The organism is Mesorhizobium sp. M0029 (assembly GCF_040323735.1).
GTDB lineage: Bacteria > Pseudomonadota > Alphaproteobacteria > Rhizobiales > Rhizobiaceae > Mesorhizobium.
Window position 1 is genome coordinate 1 of sequence record NZ_JAMYVF010000031.1, and the last position, 19,218, is coordinate 19,218.

Here is a 19,218-nt window from a genome sequence, read left to right on the forward strand (position 1 = left end):
ATCACACCCCACCCCCCCCCCCCCCCCCCCGCCCGGGGGGGGGGGGGTGGTTTTTTTTTTACAACACCTACTCTCCCCCCCCCCCCCCAACACCCCCCCCCCCCCCCGCGGCGGGCGCCCCCCCCCCCCCCCCCTTCGTTTTCGCAGGCTTCGAAATCAGTCCTTTTCGAAGATGCGTGCCTTGGCGACGACGCCAGCGATTGCGCAACGATGAACAGCCAGAGCTGGCTGAGGGCTGCGGCACCGGTAAACAGCGCCGGGCCGATCGAACGCGCCGGATTGAGCGAGGTGCCGGTCACCGGGATCATTGCGAAGTGCAGTCCGGCCAGCGTCAGGCCGATGACCAGGCCGGCGAACGCCGTCGAGTGCTTCTCGGCGGTGACGCCGAGGATGACGGTGACGAAGGTGAAGGTGCCGATCAGCTCCCACAGGAAGGCCGAACTCGTCCCCCATTTCGCCAGCGAGGCCAGAATGGCGCCGATGATCTGCGCGATCCAGTAAGGAATGACATCCTTGGCCGGCAGCCGGCCGGCAAGGAAGACGCCGAGCGTGACGGCCGGGTTGAGATGTGCGCCTGAGATGGGACCCACCGCGTAAGCCGCCGCAATCAGGCCGATGCCGAACGCCAGGCCGATGTATCTTGCGGAAGTTCTAGGGACATTTCTATTGGTGTTTATCGGCACGGCGTCGGTGGCGACGGGTGGCTTTCTCGCCGACTTGCCGCTGGGCCAGGAAGCCACCACGTCCCAGCCATTGGCGCCGAAACCGGTGGTGTGCCCGCCGGTCTGGCCGGAGACGATGATCCACAGCGTTTTCATTGCCCTCTCCTCGCATCGATCCGTCGGTCCGCTTTTCCGCGCCGCGAATCATGGCGCAAAGAGTATTCCCAACGCAAAAGCTTGGAAAGCAGAGCAATTGCGCCACAGATCGTGCTTACGGCGGCCAGTTACCAACATTAGAGACCTTGCATATATTTGAGATTTGTTATCGCCGGCGTGCAGACATTTGCCGGCGGGGAAAATCGTCGGCCGCGAGCGGAAGGCCTCGTCGCCGCGAAATTCAAGCGGGGTTCAATCTCGACGAGAAACGCTCTAAGAGCAGGCCGAAAGATACTGTGCTCGATAGATGGAATGACGAATGCGACTGGGCGGACGGCTGGCGGCAGCCATTGAAGTGCTGGACGACATTGGCCGGCGCCACCGGCCGGTGGCCGATGCGCTGAAAGATTGGGGCCTGTCGCATCGCTTTGCGGGCGGCGGCGACCGCGCGGCGATCGGCAACATCGTCTACGACGCGCTGCGCCACAAACGTTCAGCCGGCTGGCTTTTGGGTGAAGACACGCCCCGCGCCATCGGCTTCGGCGCGCTGCTCATCGAATGGGGCCAGACGCCGCAGTCGCTCAACGATGCGCTCCAGGGTGACAAGTTCGCGCCGCCGCTGCTCAGCGCCGCCGAGTTGCAGGCGCTGGCCGAGCGCCGGCCTGAAGACGCGCCGGAGGCGGTGCGGGCGGACATACCCGACTGGTGCGCGCCGCTCTTCGAACGATCCTTTGGCGCAGACTGGGTTGCGGAAGGGGCGGCTTTGGCGACCCGCCCGCCGCTCGACATCAGGGTCAATACGCTGCAGTCCGACCGCGCCAAAGTGCTGGCGGAACTCGCCGAAACCGGCGCCAAGGCAGCCGCTATCGCGCCACAAGGCATTCGCATCCCGCCCATCGACGGCGACGGCAGGCACCCGAACGTACAGGCCGAGCCGGCCTTCCAGAAAGGCTGGTTCGAGGTCCAGGACGAAGGCTCGCAGATCGTTGCCGCCCTTGCCGGCGCGCAAGCCGGGATGCAGGTGCTCGATTTCTGCGCCGGCGCCGGCGGCAAGACGCTGGCGTTGTCGGCGGCGATGGCCAACAAAGGCCAGGTCTTCGCCCATGATGCCGAAAAAGCGCGGCTGGCGCCGATCTTCGACCGCCTCCGCCGTTCGGAAAACCGCAACGTCCAGGTTGTCACCAAGCCGGCTGAGCTCAGCCCCCTCGCAGGCCACATGGACATCGTGCTGGTCGATGCGCCCTGCACCGGCAGCGGCACCTGGCGGCGCCGTCCAGACGCCAAATGGCGGCTGATGCAAAGACAGCTCGATGCCCGCAAGGGCGAGCAGTCGGCGATCCTCGATGCGGCGAAGGCCTATGTCAAACCGGGCGGCCTGCTGGTCTACATCACCTGTTCGGTGTTCGACGAGGAGAATGGCGAGCAGGTCGCCGCCTTTCGCGAACGGCACAAGGGCTTCGTTCCGGTCGATCATCGCGCGCTTTGGGATGCCAGCTTCCCCGGTCACGCAGCGGCCGCCCGGATCGGCAAGACAAGCGATATCTCGCTGTCGCCGGCGCTCAGCGGCACCGACGGGTTCTATTTCTGTGCGCTGCGTCGGGCGAATTGACGCTGCGATTGACAGGCTGACATAGCGCCAGTTGCAGATGCGCGGCGTCGGCCGCCAGACGGGGTAGAATTCTTGCAAAGATATGTGTCGCTTCTGCTTTTCCTCATTCTGGTGCTCGGCGGCGGCCTGTTGATCGGCTATGCGACGTTGCCGGGTGAATGGTATGCCTCGCTCGCCAAGCCGCCCTTCAACCCGCCCAACTGGGTCTTCGCGCCGGCCTGGACGCTCCTTTATGTCCTGATCGCCGTAGCCGGCTGGCGGACATGGGAGCGGGAACGAGCAGGCGCCGCGATGAAGATCTGGGCCCTCCAGCTTGTTCTGAACTTCGCGTGGTCGCCGACTTTCTTCGGCGCCAAACTGGTGGGGCCGGCACTGGTCGTGATCCTGGCTCTTCTCGCCAGCATTGCGCTGTTCATAGCCACGGTGTGGAACCGCGACCGGGTTTCCGGCTGGCTGTTTGCGCCCTATGCCCTATGGGTGGCCTTCGCCACCTTGCTCAACGCGTCGCTGCTCCTGTTGAACTGAGTGCTTTGCTGCAGTGCAGCAAAAGCATTTGCGTGGCGTTCAGGCGTCTGCGATAAGCTTTGCAGATAAATCAGGGCGATGGCCATGGCAGCAAAGATCGTACCCGCACCCGATTATGAGGACCGCGTAAGGGCGTCGTTCGCGCGCCAGCAGGCGATGGCGACCATCGGCGCCGAGCTGACGCTTGTGACGCCGGGCATCATCGAGATCGAAATGCCCTATTCCCAGGCACTGACCCAGCAGCACGGTTTCCTGCATGCCGGGGTGATTTCGACGGCGCTGGATTCGGCCTGCGGCTATGCCGCATTTTCGCTGATGCCGGAAAATTCCGGTGTGCTGACCATTGAGTTCAAGGTCAACCTCCTGGCGCCCGGCCGGGGCGAACGCTTCCTGTTCCGCGGCTCGGTGACCAAACCCGGCCGCACCATCATTGTCGCCGATGGCCAAGCGTACGCCTTTGCCGCCGATGGCGAGGCCAAGCTGATCGCGACCATGACCGGCACGATGATGACGGTGGTTGGCCGTGACGGGATAGCGGGATGATGGCCAGCGTTACGCGAATTGGCGGCAAGGACGTTCTTTTCGTCATGGCGGCGCAAGCGGAATACGGTCCGCATCTGCAGAAACTGTTCACGCCGCTGATGACGGGCGTCGGCCCGGTCGAGGCAGGTGTGCGGCTCGGCGCCGAACTGTCATGGCTGAAGTCTGAGAAGACGCTGCCCGATCTCGTCGTCTCGCTCGGCTCCGCCGGCAGCCGCACACTGGAGCAGACGGAAATCTACCAGGCGGTCTCGGTCAGCTATCGCGACATCGACGCTTCGCCGCTAGGCTTCGAAAAAGGCGCGACGCCGTTCCTCGACCTGCCGGTGACCGTCCCGCTATCATTCAGGATACCGGGCATTAAAGAAGCCAGCCTGTCGACCGGCGGCGCCATCATCACCGGTGCCGCCTATGACGCCATCGCCGCCGACATGGTCGACATGGAAACCTTCGCCTGCCTGCGCGCCTGCCAGTTGTTCGATATCCCGCTTATCGGCCTGCGCGGCATTTCAGACGGTGCAGCCGATCTGCGCCACGTTGGCGACTGGACCGAATATCTGCATGTCATCGACGAGAAGCTGGCGGATGCAGTCGTGCGCCTCGAACAGGCCATCGGCTCCGGCACGCTACACAAGGAGCAGCCTGGGCAAGAGCCGGCAGCGCTCTGAAAGTCGGGCTACGCACCCCATTGCGCCGACTCGTTTCTTTCTCTAAAGGCTCGCCATGACGACAGCCAATCATCCCGATACAGTCCTGATTGTCGATTTCGGCAGCCAGTTTACGCAGCTCATCGCCCGCCGCATCCGCGAGGCTGGCGTGTTTTCCGAGATCGTGCCGTTTCAATCGGCCGAAGCTGCCTTCAAGCGTATCAATCCAAAAGCCGTGATCCTGTCGGGCGGTCCCGCCTCGACATCAGACATCGGCAGCCCGCGCGCGCCGCAGATCGTCTTCGATGCCGGCGTGCCGGTGCTCGGTATCTGCTACGGCCAGATGGCCATGTGCGTGCAGATGGGCGGCGTAGCCGAAAGCTCGAACCATCGCGAATTCGGCCGTGCCTTCGTCGAGATCGAGAAGGACAGCCCGCTGTTCGAGGGCCTGTGGGCGCCAGGCCAGCGCCACCAGGTGTGGATGAGCCATGGCGACCGCGTCATCTCGCTGCCCAAGGGGTTCGAGGTCTTCGGCAAGTCGGAAGGCTCGCCCTTCGCCATTTTCGGCAACGTCGCGCGCAAGATGTACGGCATCATGTTCCACCCGGAAGTTGTGCATACGCCGGATGGCGCCAGGCTGCTGAGAAACTTCGTGCACAACATCGCCGGCATCGAAGGCGACTGGACGATGCGCGCCTATCGCGAGCATGCGGTCGAAACCATTCGCGAGCAGGTCGGCAAGGGCAAGGTGATCTGCGCGCTGTCGGGCGGCGTGGATTCATCGGTCGCTGCCTTGCTGATCCACGAAGCGGTAGGCGACCAGCTGACCTGCATTCTTGTCGACCATGGCCTTATGCGCAAGGACGAGGCCGCCGGCGTGGTGGCGATGTTCCGCCAGCACTACAATCTGCCGCTGATCCTGGTCGACGCGTCGGAAAAATTCATCTCGGCGCTGGAAGGCGAGTCCGACCCCGAGAAGAAGCGCAAGACCATCGGCCGGCTGTTCATCGAAGTGTTCGAGGAAGAAGCCAAGAAACTCGGCGGCGCTGATTTCCTGGCGCAAGGCACGCTCTATCCCGACGTCATCGAGAGCGTCTCCTTCACCGGCGGCCCGTCGGTGACCATCAAGTCGCACCACAATGTCGGCGGCCTGCCGGCGCGCATGAACATGCAACTGGTCGAGCCGCTGCGCGAACTGTTCAAGGACGAGGTGAGGGCACTGGGCAAGGAACTCGGCCTGCCCGAAAGTTTTATCGGCCGCCATCCGTTCCCTGGACCAGGCCTTGCCATCCGCTGCCCCGGCGGTATCACCCGCGAGAAGCTCGAAATCCTGCGCGAGGCCGACGCCATCTATCTCGACGAGATCCGCAAGGCCGGCCTCTACGACGCCATCTGGCAAGCTTTCGCCGTGCTGCTTCCGGTGCAGACCGTCGGTGTGATGGGCGACGGCCGCACCTACGAATTCGTCTGCGCGCTGCGCGCCGTGACGTCCGTCGACGGCATGACCGCCGACTTCTACCACTACGACATGGCTTTCCTCGGCGCGGCGGCCACCCGCATCATCAACGAAGTCCGCGGCATCAACCGCGTCGTCTACGACGTGACGTCGAAGCCGCCAGGCACCATCGAGTGGGAATGATTCAGACCTACCCAAAGCCGCCGGAAACACGCCATTGCACTCCACAACCGTTTGATAACACGTATAAATCCATTCGGAGACAATTAGCGACAATCGGTGCGGAGATTGGATTTGACGGACCGGCTGACGGACCTTCCGCAAATTGCTAGCTCAGATTTTTCGAAGTACCGTCAGATCCAATGAGGCTCTGACGGTGTTTTTTGATGCCTTAAGGCACTGAAGATAAAACGAATGTTCTGCCGAAGAGCCTCGAAATTGTACTGACGGTACTTTTCAGGAGGTAGCGGGGAATGCTGACGGACGTCGCCCTTAAAGCCCTGAACCAAAAGTGAAAATCTACAAGATTGCGGACCGCGACGGCATGTATGTTCGCGTCATGCCTAGTGGCGCGATCTCCTTTCGGCTGGATTACAGGCTCAACGGACGCCGCGAGACGGTCTGTCTTGGCAGGTATGGACGGGACGGAATCTCACTTGCCCTTGCCCGAGAGAAGTGTCTCGACGCGAAGCGCGCTATTGGCGAGGGACGGTCGCCGGCGATACAAGCGCCGAGTTGTGACACCGATCACCGGCCGACTTCAGCGCCGAATGGCTACCAAACCAAAGCGATGTCCGGGCCGTCAAGGCCTCTTCTATCTCGGCCAAGCCGGCCCGGAGCCCGCATTCAGTCACATCCCTTGAACCTGGGTGCAGAGCTGCTGCATCGAAGCCATTTGAGCAGCCGAGTTCGCGCCCGAACCCGTGCTGGTGCTGGCGGTCGTGTCGCCAGCTGTATTCGAGGATCCCGACGTGCCGGTGGTTGTACCCGAACCAGTGCTGTTGCTGGCCGTGGTGTTACTGCCGGTCGAACCAGAGCTGCCTGAAGTGCCGGTGGCTGTGCCAGAGCCGGTGCCGACACTCGCCGTTGTATCACTGCCGGTCGAAGCCGAGCTACCTGACGTGCCGGTCATTGTGCCAGAGCCAGTGCCGTTACTGGCCGTCATTCTCGAGCAGTCGGAGCGAACCTGTGCCTGCTGTTCAGAGCTCAGGGACGACCAGTTCTTGCGGATCTCATCCTGCGACAGAAGTCTTCCCGAATTGGCGTCGCTGAAGAATGAGCCCGAGAGCTTGCTGTCCCAGCCGCTCGGGATACCGCTTTGGCCTGAGCCGGACGTAGAACTCATACCCGACCCGGCCGATGAGCCGGACGTTCCGTTCGTGCCGCTGGATGTTCCCGACGACTGCGCCAAGGCCGCGGTGGCGAGACAGAGAGAGATCGCTGTAGCTGTCAAAATCTTACGTTTCATGTGAGTCTCCTTTGGGGTTCGACGCCGTTGCGGCGTCGAACCCTAATCCCGAGGAAAGGCACTTGTTCCTGTATAGAGTGGAATTCGATGTCATGATCCTTGTGCACCAGCCTTGGTCTCGAATGCGATGCCGGAGCGCTTCAACGACGACTGACGCCTCAGGTGAGAGCTGTCCGCTACTGGGCGTTAGAGGCGATATGCGGAACGCTTCCCGAATAGTTGGGTGCCACCATCGGGTAATTGCGAGGCAGGTTCCATTTGGTTCGGTAATCGTCCGGAGTCATGCCCAGTCGGCCAAGGTGCAATATCCGTCGCGTCTCGGTTAGAGACAGGAGGGTGGCCTTTGCCGCAGCGTATAGCTTGACATGCGGAGCTCGTCTCGACCGCGCACACTCAATACGTTTACGATGACGCCGCCAGATGTCATATGAGCGAATGCCTTTCGGGCGAAATAAATTGCGCCCAGCAGGTCGACGCTCAGCACCTTCAGCCAGACCGCGCTAGTGAGCCTCAAGGGTTTAAAGATTACCAGGCCGGCGCGTTGTTGACGATTATCACCAACCTGCCGAACGCGTGAGCGCAAGTCGACAGCACCGTGATAGCGGTCTCCCCGGAGCGCCCCTTGTCGAACCGCATTCGCGCCTTCTGGACCTTGCCTCCACCCACGTCGGCTCACCCGTGCCCACCTTCGGTGTCCAACCGCATGGCGATGGCCAGTCCAATCCCGCTTGCAGCACCCGTTACGATTGCAGTCTTGTTATCCAGGCGCATCAGGTTCGACCTCTTTCTGGGGAGCAGCAAGTGGTTCAGTCCAGCCTTCAGCGACCCGATCGACGCTCAGCAGGCTGCGCGCATAATTCTGTTGCGCGCGAACAATGGCATCGTCCTGCTGTGAGGGAAGAAAGACCGGCAAAGCAAGGCAGACACTTTGTGTGGCCAGCAGCTTGTTCCAGTTCGCGATCAGCGCCTTGAAAGCGCGCCCCACCGCCCTCGGATTTCGGTCGAGGTCATAGAGGCCGAGCGGATTGATCCGTCCGTTGTTCTCCCGAAGCGCACTGTCCCAGTCCACCTGATCCGTCAGCGAGTACCAGGTGAAGCCTACGATGGGGATGCCATCGTTGCGGATCCGCAGCACGTTGGCCCACTCTTTCCACAGCCAATAGACGGCTTCGTCTCCATTGGCGCCTTCGCTGATGTTGGTCTCCGTATGCATTACGGGAAGCCGGTAGCGGTTGAAGTACTGCCGCGTGATCTCGTCATAGCCAAACACCTCGCCGGACCCGGACGTCGTTCCGTCTGCCCAAACCCGATGTTCGTTGGTCTGGTAATAGTCGGTGCCCATCACGCAATGCCTGCGCAGATGGCTCTCCAGGAAGAAACTGTATTCTTCGGCCGTCATCCCGTTTTCGAGAAGATAGCGATAGGTGTGCGCGTCGACGTCATGACCGTAGTTGAGATCAACCGACAGGAAACGCTCGCTGTTGAACCGTTCCGCTCTGCCGACCGCCTCGGGAGAATCGGCGTGGAAGTATTCCGAGGATTCGCTCTGTATGAAGATGGCGTCCGGCCGCACCTCGAGGATCGCCCGCATGGCAAGCACGTTCGCCTTCACGATGTGCTTGAGGGCGGTGACGAAAGCAGTGTCGCTGCTCAGTTGTTCGTTCCACCATCCCCAGCGAGCCGAAAAGGTGGCGCAGATGAACATCTCATTTATTGGGGTGAAGAGCTGGATCCACGGATAGCGCATCGCGAAATCCCTGGCGTAGTGCTCGAATAGTGTCGGAAAGTCCGGGTTCTGGAAGTTGCCAACCCAGTCCGGCACGCCAAAATGGCAAAGGTCGACGATCGGAAGAATGTCTTTCGCCTTCAGGTCCGCGAAGGTCTCATCGGCGAATGCCCAATCATAACGTCCATCACCCAGCCACGTTTTGTGGATGGGAGGTCCGTAGCGGAGGAAATGCACCCCGAGATCCTGGACCAGTTCGAAGTCGGTGCGCCATCGTTCGTAGAAGCGGCATTTTTCCATTTCGTCGACGCGCTCCCGGCCTTGTCGAATGGTGGGGGTGCTGTTCTCGATGCCGGTGGCAAACATGAACGTGAACATTGATGGTCCTTAGCCAAGGCGGAGATGCCCGCGCTTGGTCAAACGTTCAGTGCTCGACGCAGTTCCTGCAAGACTGCTTGTCAAGTTCGGTAGGCGCCTGACAACCACGTGCCTGAAATTGGCGGAATTCTATCCCACGGTTCAAGCGAGCAGCTTGCGCCGAACATGGTCGGACTATGCTGGACGGAGATGTCGGCTTCGGGCCAGACCAGTTGGCGTCAAACGCGCCTTTGCAAGTGAAAGCGGTATGGTAGCTATCCACGTTTGCAAACTGCAAGCGGACGTTCCGCTGCCGGCCCCATTTGAGCCATTCACTGGGAGGCAGACCCGCGGTACATCACCAATATTCTCGAAGCCAATAGTTAGTCTCGTTCATCGTCCTTTGGTTCGACAGACCCATACGAGAGAATACGAGAGATATGGACCGGCGAACCATCCGCTGTATTGATCTCCTGTAGAAAACAGTGACCCTCAGACACTAGCATGATCGTTATTCGTCAATGGCTACGAAGCTGTTCGCCAAATTGATTCAAGAAGCTGATCCAGCCATTCGCTGACCGCATTTATCTTCTGCCGAACAGCAGCAACGCGCCTGAATCCTGCCTTCGGATCAATGTTCGCGTACGCAAAAACGGCCGCTCGCGAACATACATTGACAGGTCCAGTTCCGAATAATAAGTTCGGTCATAGAACGAATTAACCGGAGTTCAATGTGACTGACCTGCCGCGCATATCCCGTCAGTTCTCACAGCGCTCCGTGATGGAAGCGATCGTCCAGGGCGGGCCGATCTCCCGCGCCTCGATCGCCAAGCTGACGGGCCTGTCGAAGCAGACCATCTCCGAAATCATGCGCGGGCTCGAGCAGGAGGGCTGGGTCCAGGAAACCGGCCGCACCAGCGGCCATGTCGGGCGCACCGCCGTCACCTACGAACTGGTCCACGACGCAGCCTATATCATCGCCGTCGACCTTGGCGGTACCAAGGTGCGGGTCGCGCTGACCGACCTTGCCTGCCAGATCTTTGCCGAAGCCGCCACACCGACCGATCCGCGCGGCGGCCAGTTCGTCGTCGATCAGATTGCAGCGCTGGCCTTCGATGCCGCGGCCAGACAGCACGTCGCGCGCAAGAAGATACGCCTGGCCGTCATCGGCGCGCCTGGCGCTCCTGACCCGGCCACCGGCCGCATTCTAATGGCGCCGAACATTGCCGGCTTCGACACAATGAATGTGCTGGATGCCTTCGAAGAAGCGCTCGGCGTCGCGGTGATGATCGAGAACGACGTCAATCTCGCGGTGCTTGGCGAGAACTGGCTCGGCCAAGGCCAGGGCATCGACAATCTCGCCTACGTCGCGCTCGGCACCGGCATCGGGAGCGGGCTGATGCTGGGCGGCCATCTGGTGCGGGGTGCTGGGCACGCCGCCGGCGAGATCGGTTTCATGCCGATCGGGGCCGATCCCTTCACCGAGGAATCACTGCGCACCGGCGCATTCGAACGCGCGGTGGCCACCCACGCCATGACCGATCGCTACCACGCTCTCACCGGCAGGCAGGTCTCGGTGCCGGCAATATTCGAGAATGCCGCGCTTGGCGACAAGGACGCGCTCACCGTGCTCGACGAAACTGCCCGCCATCTGGCGCAAGGCGTTGCGGCAATCGCGGCAATCGCCAATCCAGAAAAGTTTATCCTCGGCGGCTCGATTGGGTTGCGGCCCGAAATCCTGTCCAGGGTGCAGGCGCTTCTGCCGCTATGCTTCCCCTATCCGGTCAGGGTCGAGGCGAGCGAACTCGGCGCACGCGCAGCCCTCATTGGCGCGGCGGCAATCGGCCTTGGCCAGTTGCACAACACGCTGTTCGGCGTCGACGCGCCTGATGGCCGGATTTCGCTGCCGCCTGCCCAGGCCGCCGCGCTGAAGGAGGCCGCGATATGACTCGCAATATTACCGCCCGCCTGCAGGCAGCGCTCGACCGCGACGACGCACTAACGCTGTTTCGCGGCGCCATCGGCCGAGAGAGCATCACCGGCAACGAAGCCAACTTCGTCGACTTCCTAGAAGCCAGGATGCGCGACCTTGACCTCAGCGGCCTGACCAGGACGGAATTCCTTCCCGGGCGGCCCAACATCTGGGGCGAGCGCAAGGGGGCCGACCAGGGAAAGCACCTGCTGTTCATCGGCCATACCGACACCGTCCATGTCGACGGCTGGCGCGAGCATTGGGCAGGCACCGAGCGTGAGGATCCGTTCGCCGCCCCGATCATTGATGGTGCTGTCTGGGGCCGCGGCTCAGGCGACCTCAAGGCCGGCATCACTGCTTCGCTGGCGGCACTCGCGCTACTCGACAAGGCAGGCGTTCGCCTCAAGGGCGACGTCGCCTTCGCTTTCATCGGCGACGAGGAGAGCGGCCAGCCCGGCACCGGCATTTCCGCCGGGATCAAGCACTTCGTCGGACGCATCGAGACCGGCGAGGTCACAGCACCCGATTTCAGCGTCTATGTCGAGCCGACCCGCCTGGCCGTTTATGCGGCGCAGATCGGCTTCTTCATCACCGATATCTCGATTACCGGCAAATCCGCCTATTTCGGTGTGCCAGAACTCGGCAAGGATGCGCTCCGTGCAAGCCATGCCGCGATGACGGCGCTTTGGAAGCATTCGGATGAGGTCGCCGCGCGCGCCGAGCACAAACTGGTCGGGCGCGGCTTCCTGCTTATCACCGGGCTTGCCGGCGGCGGCTACATTGCCGTTCCCGAGCGCTGCACGCTCTCGCTGATCCGTAAGCTGTTGCCTGGCGAAGACCTCGACACCGCCGCCGCCGAGATCGAGGCTGCCGTGCGCGGCGCGATCACCGATCCGGATATTTCGGTAGAGTTCGCCTACCCCGCCGGCCGCGACCACAGGCTGGGCGGCACCGCTGCCGAGATCGGCGAAACGCGGGCGGAAGTCGCCATGCTGTCCGACGCGATGGCCGGCGCAATGAGCGGACGCGGCGTCATCGAGGGCGCACCGTTCTGGTCGGAGTCCCCCTTCATCATCAATCAGCTCGGTATTCCTGCCGTCTATTGCGCGCCCGGCGACATCAGGAATTGCCACACATTCGAGGAGCACGTGGATGTCGAGGAATATTTCGCCGGCATAGTCGGCTTCGCCGCCTTCATGGCCCGCTATTGCGGCGTGGCCGACTGAACCACCAACGAAGCAAAATGGGAGAACTGACATGCCGATGAAGACACTGATCGCCGCCGCCTTTGCCGGCGGATTGATGCTTGCCGCCAACCCAGCTTTCGCACAGACGGTCGGCCCGCAGGGCGAGAGCGCCACGCCGAGCGCCGAGGTGATCCTAAGCGATGCCGACATCGCCGCGCTCAAGGACAAGGGCTACAAGGCTGCCTTGCTCTGGCACACCTCGTCCGATTTCACCAATGCGGTAACCGCCGGCGCCACCGACGAATTCGCCCGCGCCGGTATCACCATTGCGGTCAAAACGGATGCCCAGTTCGACTCCGCCCGCCAGCGCAGCGACATCGAGACGGCGTTGGCCGCCAAGCCCAACGTCATCTTGGCGCTGCCGCTCGACCCGGTCACCTCGGCAGAAGCCTTCCGCCAGGCGGTCAAGGACGGCACCAAGCTGGTGTTCCTGTCCAACTTGCCCAAGGACTACAAGCAGGGCACCGACTACGCTTCGATCGTGACTGACGATCTATTCCAGATGGGCAAGCAGGCTGCGGACGCGATGGCCAAGGCGATCGGCGGCAAGGGCAAGGTCGGCTACATTTTCCACGACGCTGCCTACTACGTCACCAACCAGCGCGACCAAGCCTTCAAGACCACCATCGAGAAGGTCTATCCCGACATCAAGATCGTCGCCGAACAGGGCATATCCGACCCGGCCCGCGCCGAGGAACTGGCCAACGCGATGCTTTTGCAACATCCCGATCTCGACGGCATCTACGTGACCTGGGCCGAGCCGGCCGACGGCGTGCTGTCGGCGCTACGCGGCGCCGGCAACGCCAGGACCAAGATCGTCACGCTCGACCTCGCCGAGCCGGTCGCGCTCGACATGGTCAAGGGCGGCAATGTCGCAGCCCTCGTCGCCGACAAGGCCTATGAACTCGGCCGCGCCATGGCTGCTTCCGGCATGAAGTCGCTGCTTGGCCAGCCGACACCAGCCTTCGTCGTCGCCCCGGCCCTGACCGTCACCAAGGAGAATGTCGCGCAGGGCTGGAAGGACTCGCTCAACCGCGACGCGCCGCAGCCGGTGCTCGACGCGTTCAAGTAAGGCTCTCGCTCCGGCGCGGCCCGCCGCACCGGAGCTTTTCTTCGACAACAAAAAGGGGAATCGGGACATGCGCATAGCATCTGCAATCATAACGACGGTGGCGAGCCTGCTAGCCATGCACGCCTTCGCCGCCGAAGGCGTCACCACAGGACCGAATGGTGAAAAGCCGGTGCCGGCGAGCAGTCTTACGCTGACGCCAGCCGAAGAGCAGCAGATCAAGGACGGCAAGTTCACCGCCGCCCTCGTCTGGCACGAGATGAGCGAATACACCAACGCCGTCAATGCCGGCGCCCATGACGAATTCAAGCGCCTCGGCATCGAGGTGGTGGCGCAGACCGATGCCGGTTTCGACGCCGCGCGACAGAAGGCCGATATCGAGACGGTGATGGCCAAAAAGCCGTCGATCATCCTGTCGCTTCCCGTCGATCCGGCGACTGCAGCTTCGGTCTACGATCCGGCACGACAGGCCGGCGTCAAGCTCGGCTTCGTCGACAATTCCCCGGCCGGCTACAAGCAGGGCAGGGACTATGTCACCATCGTCTCCGACGATCTCTTTCAGATGGGCAACAAGGCCGGCATCGCCATGGCCGAGGCGCTCGGCAAGAAAGGCAAGGTCGGCTACATCTTCCACGATGCCGACTTCTACGTCACCAACCAGCGCGACCAGGCCTTCAAGAAGACCATCGAGCAGGACTATCCCGATATGAAGATCGAGGCCGAGGCCGGCATGGCCGACCCGGCGCGCAGCGAAGACATCGCCCAGGCGATGATCACCCAGCATCCGGACCTGGACGGCATCTATGTCACCTGGGCCGAACCGGCGCTGAGCGTGCTTTCGGCCTTGCGCGGTGCCGGCAACACGCACACCAAGATTGTCACGCTCGACCTCAATGAGCCTGCCGCGCTCGACATGGTCAAGGGCGGCAACATCGCGGCCCTCGTCGCCGACGAGGCCTACAGCATTGGCGTGACGCTGGCGCGCGCCTCGGCAGGTTCTCTGGTCGGCAAGAAGGCCGAACCATTCTATGCCGTAGATTCCATCGCCGTCACCAAGGACACGGTGAAGGACGGTTGGAAGAAGTCCCTCAACAGGGACGTACCGGCGGCTATCGCGGACGCGGTGAAATAGGCTCGAGGCGAAGCGCTCACCACCGGAGGAATAAAATGTCCAGTGCCAACACCAGCGCCGGTAGCAGCTTCGCCAGCCGCTTCAATCTGCAGCAATATGTCGTCTACCTCGGTTTCCTGGCGATCTTCCTGTTCTTCGCCATTGTGCTGAGGGACAGCGGCTTCCTCACCGTCCGAAACTTATCGAACATCGTGTTGCAGACGACGCCGGTGACGATCATGGCCATCGGCCTGGTCTTCGTCATGTCGGCCGGCGAAATAGATTTGTCGATCGGCTCGATCGTGGCGGTGGCGGCCCTTGCAGCCGCCGTCACCATCAACGCGTACGGCATGCCGGCAGGGATAGTCGCCGGCCTCGGCGCCGGCCTGCTGATCGGCGTCATCAACGGCGTGCTGGTGGCGTATGTCAGGCTGCCCTCCTTCCTGGTGACGCTGGCGACGCTCGGCCTGTTCGCCGGCGTTTCGCGTTCGATGACAGACCTTCGCTCGATCTCGGTGACCAACGAAGCGTTCACCGGCTTCTTCGGTTCCGGCTCGCTGCTCGGTGTCCCCTCACTCGTCTGGTGGTCGGTGATTGCCGTGGCCATCGGCCACCTGGTGTTCCGCGAAACCCGTTTCGGCGCGCATGTGCTGGCGACCGGCGACAATGCCCGCGCCGCAAGCGTATCGGGCATCAGCGTGCCCAGGATCAGGCTCGCCGTGCTGACCATCAGCGGCGGGCTCGCCGGTCTTGCCGGCTTGCTCTATGCCGGTCGCCTGCAGGCGGCGAAATATACTCTCGGCGAAACCGACCTGATGACGGTCATCGCCGCCGTCATCGTCGGCGGCACGCTGCTCAATGGCGGCAAGGGCTCCGTGGTCGGCGCGCTGGTCGGCTCGTTGATGATGGGCATGCTCAACAACGGCCTGATCCTGATGGGCCTGTCGGTCTCCGACCAGATGATCGTGCGCGGCCTCATCATCCTGACCGCAGTCGCCGTGTCGCTGCGCGAAAAGAACCGCTGAAGGAAGCCATCCATGTTTCTCGACATTTTGCGCCGCCGCAACCCCGCCTTCATCGAATCAGCTATCCGGTTGCACCAGCAAGGTAAGCTGCCGGCCAATGCTTATGTGCTCGATCTCGACACGGTTGAGGCCAATGCGCGGGTTCTCAAGAGCGAGGCCAACCGCAACGGCCTGAAGATCTTCGCCATGACCAAGCAGGTCGGCCGCTCCTCGTCGTTCTGCCGGGCTGTGATGCGCGGCGGCATTGACCGCGCGGTCGCCGTCGACATGGCTTGCGCCCGCGCCACCCACAAGGCAGGCATGAAGCTTGGCCATCTCGGCCATCTCCAGCAGGTCGCAAAATTCGAAGCGGCGGCTGCGGCGAAAACCTTCAAGCCGGACTACTGGACCGTGTTCAATGATACCAAGGCTGGGGAAGCGGCAACAGGCGCCAAGGCGGCCGGCTATGTGCAGCATCTGCTGGCCCGCATCGCCGCCGAAGGCGATATCTTCTATCGCGGCCATGAAGGCGGTTTCAATGCCGCCGACATTATCGATGTCGCCGACCGGCTGGATGCCGTCGAAGGCGGCCGTTTCGCCGGCATCACCACTTTCCCTGCTCTGCTGTTCGACCATGCTTCGCGAAAAGTGCTGCCGACCCCCAATCTGGCGACGCTCGCGAAAGCTGCGGAAGCGCTGGCTAAGGCAGGCCGCAAGGACATTGAGATCAACGCGCCGGGCACCACGTCGAGCGTTATGCTGGCGGCACTCGCCGAGGCCGGCGCGACGCAGTGCGAGCCCGGCAATGGACTACATGGCACCACCGCGCTGCATGTCATGGAAGATTTGCCGGAGCTGCCGGCGGTGCTCTATCTCGCCGAGGTCTCGCATCTCTCCGGCGGCAAGGCCTATTGCCTTGGCGGCGGCTTCTACATCGATCCGATCTTCCCCGACTACGACGTCAAGGCGATCGTCTCGGCTGAACCGACAACGGCAGGCTCGGCACTGCGCAGCGTCGAGGTGCCGCCGCCCTCGGCGATCGACTATTACGCCATGATCGATGCCGCCGGCGCGAACGCGCCGAAGCCTGGCGACAGCGCCGTGTTCGGCTTCCGTGGCCAGGCCTTCGTCACCCGCGCCCATATTGTCGGCGTGTCGGGCATTTCGACGGACAATCCGAAAGTGGAAACCATCGAGAACGGCTTCGGTGAACCCTATGCCTGGCCAGTCTAGGAGAAACACATGACGGTGAGCGCGCCCATCCTTCAGCTGCACGACATTCGCAAGAATTTCGGCGGCATCACCGCGATCGAGAGTTTTTCGCTCGAGGTTTTCCCGGGCGAGATCGTTGCACTCGTCGGCGACAACGGCGCCGGAAAGTCGACGCTGGTCAAGATCGTCTCGGGGGTCCACCCGCCCTCGTCCGGCACCATCGTCATCGAAGGAAAACCGGTGACGATGTCGAATGCCACCATGGGGCGCGCGCACGGCATCGAGGTCGTCTACCAGGACCTGGCGCTGGCCGACCAGCAGACGGTCTACATGAACATGTTCCTCGGCCGCGAGCCGCTGAACCGCCTCGGTTTGCTCGACCGCCGCCGCATGATCGACGAGACCGAGAAACTGGTGAAGGAACTGGACGTGCGCATCCCCTCCGCCCACGCCACTATCCGCGATCTCTCCGGCGGCCAGCGCCAGGGCGTTGCGATCGCGCGCGCCACGCATTGGGCAAGCAAGCTGATCCTGCTGGATGAGCCGACGGCGGCGCTGGGCGTTGCCGAAACCGCCCGGGTGGAGGCTATCGTCCAGTCGCTGAAGCAGCGCAATGTCGGCATCCTGATCATCAGCCACAGCCTCGACCAGGTCTTCAAGCTCTCCGACCGCATCTGTGTTCTCAGGCGTGGCAAGCAGATTGGAATTCGCGAGACCGCGAAGACCGATAAGAACGAGATCATTGCCATGATCACCGGCCTGCAGCAGCAATAGCAGGAACCTCTCTGAGAGCCCCCGCCCGAGATCCGGATGTTGTCGGCAATCACGCGATCGATCAGCTTGTGCCGCGTGGTGATCGCCATCGGCCCGTTCTGGTCGTAGCTGCCTTGCCACTCCGGATGCGGCGCCAGCAGCGCTGGCACATACATCGTGTCGGCCGAAATCATGCGCTGTTCCTTGCCGTAGTTTGCGAGGTAGACCGAGTGGCCGGGCGTGTGGCCGGCGCAGCGATGATCTGGAAGCCGGGCGCGACTTCGGCGCCGTCATGGATGCTGCTGGAACTGCTGCGTCTGGTGAAGCTGCCTGCATCGCCTGAATTTCTCCAGGCGTATCCGCACCAGCTTTCTGGCGGCCAACAGCAGCGCGTTGGCATCGCTGTCCCAGTCTCGATTTGATAGGACCTATGCAATGTATGGCGGCGCCGACATCACCGTGCCGCCCGGCGGAGTCAAGCTGTCCGGTTTCGGTCGCGACAAGTCGCTGCATGCGCTGGACAGATACACCGTCTCAAAACAGCCTGGATTTCTCTCGGCTGCCCGTTTTTCGCTAAGCGCTGCCGAGGATGAAATCGGCGCAGCGGTCGGCGATCATGATCACCGGCGCGTTGGTTTTGCCGCTGATGAGACGCGGCATGATCGAGGCGTCGCAGATGCGTAGGCGCGGCACGCCGCGCACGCGCAATTGCGGGTCGACCACCGCCTGGTCATCGCTGCCCATCCGGCAGGTGCCGCAGGGGTGATAGACCGTTTTGGCGTGTTCGAGGATGTGGTCTGTTATGGACTGATCGGAAAGGTCGGCGGCCCCGCCCAGCGACAGCTCCTCGGCGATCACCGCCTGCAGGGCCGGCTGACGCAGGATGGTGCGGGCGATCTTCATGCCGGCGAGCAGCAGGGCAACACCAAGATGCGACGGCAGGCTTTCCCTACGAAACCCGCTTCGAGGATCTGGAATATCTCACCACCGGTCGCACCGATCTGGTTTCGGTTCTTACCAACAATGCCTACCTCCATTCCCATTCCTCATTCTTTTGTCTTCCTGCTTGTCCTGGCGGCGGTGATGTTGGTCGTTCTGCACCGTACCGCCTTCGGACTATACCTCTACGCCGTCGGCAAAAATGAAGAGGCCGCGCGGTTTTCGGGAATCCGTACCGGCCGGGTTATCATCTGCGCCTATGTGATCTGCGCCGGGCTGACGGCGCTGTCATCCATCTTTCTCGCAATGTACACACGCTCGATCCTGCCAAGCTCGCACGGCAATTTCTACGAGCTCTACGCGATCGCCGCCGCCGTCCTTGGAGGGTTCTCGTTGCGGGGCGGGGAAGGCTCAATCATTGGTGTGGTGCTTGGAACGATCTTGCTGCAGGTGCTTCAGAACCTTGTCAATCTTCTAGGCATTCCCTCCTCACTCAACTTTGCCGTGAGTGGATCGGTGATCCTGATCGGGGTACTGGCCGACCAGGAATACACAGAGTTTCGAAAGCGCCGCGAATTGATGCGGGGCCGGCTCGCAACCGCCGAAGGTAGGCTGTGATGCCCGAGCCGGTGAAATAGATTGTTCACGGCAGTTGCGATCGCCGACCGGTTGGCTGCTTGCGCCCGGGGGGCAGCCGAAGGCCGGGATCTAAAACGCCGCAATATTGCCTCTCAAGCGGCTCCTGCTTCGAAGGCAGTCGCCGCA

At 62.3% G+C, this 19,218-nt stretch carries 18 protein-coding genes and 3 pseudogenes; 16 read left to right on the plus strand and 5 right to left on the minus strand.

Annotated elements, in window-relative coordinates:
• Positions 1 to 156: 156 nt before the first annotated feature.
• Positions 157 to 635: pseudogene (locus tag NKJ76_RS30030) on the minus strand (MIP/aquaporin family protein); the annotation flags it as partial.
• A gap of 502 nt (positions 636 to 1,137) precedes the next feature.
• Here NKJ76_RS30030 and NKJ76_RS30035 point away from each other — a divergent pair.
• The 7 genes and pseudogenes from NKJ76_RS30035 to NKJ76_RS30065 all read left to right on the plus strand — a co-directional run bounded on the left by NKJ76_RS30035 (position 1,138) and on the right by NKJ76_RS30065 (position 7,067).
• The gene (locus NKJ76_RS30035) at positions 1,138 to 2,427 is read left to right on the plus strand and encodes an RsmB/NOP family class I SAM-dependent RNA methyltransferase (RefSeq protein WP_023681821.1); all 1,290 of its coding nucleotides are present in this window, start codon (positions 1,138 to 1,140) and stop codon (positions 2,425 to 2,427) included.
• 72 nt (positions 2,428 to 2,499) lie between these two features.
• Positions 2,500 to 2,952 carry a TspO/MBR family protein gene (locus tag NKJ76_RS30040; protein WP_352462148.1) on the plus strand — a complete coding sequence of 151 codons (453 nt, stop codon included), beginning with the start codon at positions 2,500 to 2,502 and terminating at the stop codon, positions 2,950 to 2,952.
• Between the two features lie 84 nt (positions 2,953 to 3,036).
• Positions 3,037 to 3,495: a PaaI family thioesterase gene (locus NKJ76_RS30045; protein ID WP_023701303.1), complete on the plus strand. Its 459-nt coding sequence runs from the start codon at positions 3,037 to 3,039 to the stop codon at positions 3,493 to 3,495.
• Entirely contained in the window at positions 3,492 to 4,160 is a 669-nt protein-coding gene (locus NKJ76_RS30050) for a 5'-methylthioadenosine/S-adenosylhomocysteine nucleosidase (protein ID WP_352539064.1), read from the plus strand. Before NKJ76_RS30045 ends, NKJ76_RS30050 begins: the two co-directional genes overlap by 4 nt.
• Positions 4,161 to 4,215: 55 nt before the next feature.
• The gene (gene guaA / locus NKJ76_RS30055; protein ID WP_352521147.1) at positions 4,216 to 5,778 is read left to right on the plus strand and encodes a glutamine-hydrolyzing GMP synthase; all 1,563 of its coding nucleotides are present in this window, start codon (positions 4,216 to 4,218) and stop codon (positions 5,776 to 5,778) included.
• A 290-nt stretch (positions 5,779 to 6,068) separates the two neighbouring features.
• A pseudogene (locus NKJ76_RS30060) lies at positions 6,069 to 6,322 on the plus strand (Arm DNA-binding domain-containing protein); the annotation flags it as partial.
• A 196-nt stretch (positions 6,323 to 6,518) separates the two neighbouring features.
• Positions 6,519 to 7,067 (plus strand): hypothetical protein, encoded by a 549-nt coding sequence (locus NKJ76_RS30065; protein ID WP_023738284.1) that lies wholly within the window; start codon positions 6,519 to 6,521, stop codon positions 7,065 to 7,067.
• A 172-nt stretch (positions 7,068 to 7,239) separates the two neighbouring features.
• Here the strand turns inward: NKJ76_RS30065 and NKJ76_RS30070 are convergent, their stop codons facing one another.
• A complete protein-coding gene (locus NKJ76_RS30070) occupies positions 7,240 to 7,368 on the minus strand; it encodes a MucR family transcriptional regulator (protein WP_502902371.1) in 129 nt (42 codons plus the stop codon).
• Positions 7,369 to 7,820: 452 nt separating this feature from the next.
• Positions 7,821 to 9,167: a family 1 glycosylhydrolase gene (locus tag NKJ76_RS30075; RefSeq protein WP_352539065.1), complete on the minus strand. Its 1,347-nt coding sequence runs from the start codon at positions 9,165 to 9,167 to the stop codon at positions 7,821 to 7,823.
• A 712-nt stretch (positions 9,168 to 9,879) separates the two neighbouring features.
• On the opposite strand from NKJ76_RS30075, the gene NKJ76_RS30080 reads away from it, so the two are divergent.
• From NKJ76_RS30080 to NKJ76_RS30110, 7 genes are all read left to right on the plus strand, one after another.
• Positions 9,880 to 11,094 (plus strand): ROK family transcriptional regulator, encoded by a 1,215-nt coding sequence (locus NKJ76_RS30080; RefSeq protein ID WP_023740507.1) that lies wholly within the window; start codon positions 9,880 to 9,882, stop codon positions 11,092 to 11,094.
• Positions 11,091 to 12,344 (plus strand): M20 family metallopeptidase, encoded by a 1,254-nt coding sequence (locus tag NKJ76_RS30085; RefSeq protein WP_352539066.1) that lies wholly within the window; start codon positions 11,091 to 11,093, stop codon positions 12,342 to 12,344. Before NKJ76_RS30080 ends, NKJ76_RS30085 begins: the two co-directional genes overlap by 4 nt.
• Before the next feature lie 31 nt (positions 12,345 to 12,375).
• Entirely contained in the window at positions 12,376 to 13,437 is a 1,062-nt protein-coding gene (locus NKJ76_RS30090; protein WP_031249128.1) for a substrate-binding domain-containing protein, read from the plus strand.
• Between the two features lie 67 nt (positions 13,438 to 13,504).
• Complete coding sequence (locus tag NKJ76_RS30095; protein WP_023735717.1) at positions 13,505 to 14,566, plus strand: substrate-binding domain-containing protein; 1,062 nt, start codon at positions 13,505 to 13,507, stop codon at positions 14,564 to 14,566.
• Between the two features lie 35 nt (positions 14,567 to 14,601).
• Positions 14,602 to 15,570, plus strand: coding sequence for an ABC transporter permease (locus NKJ76_RS30100; protein WP_023686847.1), 969 nt, complete (start codon positions 14,602 to 14,604; stop codon positions 15,568 to 15,570).
• A gap of 12 nt (positions 15,571 to 15,582) precedes the next feature.
• The gene (locus NKJ76_RS30105) at positions 15,583 to 16,782 is read left to right on the plus strand and encodes an alanine racemase (protein WP_023818638.1); all 1,200 of its coding nucleotides are present in this window, start codon (positions 15,583 to 15,585) and stop codon (positions 16,780 to 16,782) included.
• 9 nt (positions 16,783 to 16,791) lie between these two features.
• Complete coding sequence (locus NKJ76_RS30110) at positions 16,792 to 17,535, plus strand: ATP-binding cassette domain-containing protein (protein ID WP_023686849.1); 744 nt, start codon at positions 16,792 to 16,794, stop codon at positions 17,533 to 17,535.
• Positions 17,536 to 17,558: 23 nt separating this feature from the next.
• Here the strand turns inward: NKJ76_RS30110 and NKJ76_RS30115 are convergent.
• Positions 17,559 to 17,812, minus strand: a pseudogene (locus NKJ76_RS30115) (MBL fold metallo-hydrolase); the annotation flags it as partial.
• Between NKJ76_RS30115 and NKJ76_RS30120 the strand changes: the two are divergent.
• Positions 17,772 to 17,936 carry a hypothetical protein gene (locus NKJ76_RS30120; RefSeq protein ID WP_155922419.1) on the plus strand — a complete coding sequence of 55 codons (165 nt, stop codon included), beginning with the start codon at positions 17,772 to 17,774 and terminating at the stop codon, positions 17,934 to 17,936. The pseudogene NKJ76_RS30115 and the gene NKJ76_RS30120 overlap by 41 nt on opposite strands.
• Positions 17,937 to 18,087: 151 nt before the next feature.
• On the opposite strand, the gene NKJ76_RS30125 is transcribed toward NKJ76_RS30120, so the two are convergent.
• Complete coding sequence (locus NKJ76_RS30125) at positions 18,088 to 18,417, minus strand: GMC oxidoreductase (protein WP_023740511.1); 330 nt, start codon at positions 18,415 to 18,417, stop codon at positions 18,088 to 18,090.
• Between the two features lie 120 nt (positions 18,418 to 18,537).
• On the opposite strand from NKJ76_RS30125, the gene NKJ76_RS30130 reads away from it, so the two are divergent.
• Entirely contained in the window at positions 18,538 to 19,071 is a 534-nt protein-coding gene (locus NKJ76_RS30130) for an ABC transporter permease (protein WP_502882089.1), read from the plus strand.
• Positions 19,072 to 19,218 lie beyond the last annotated feature (147 nt).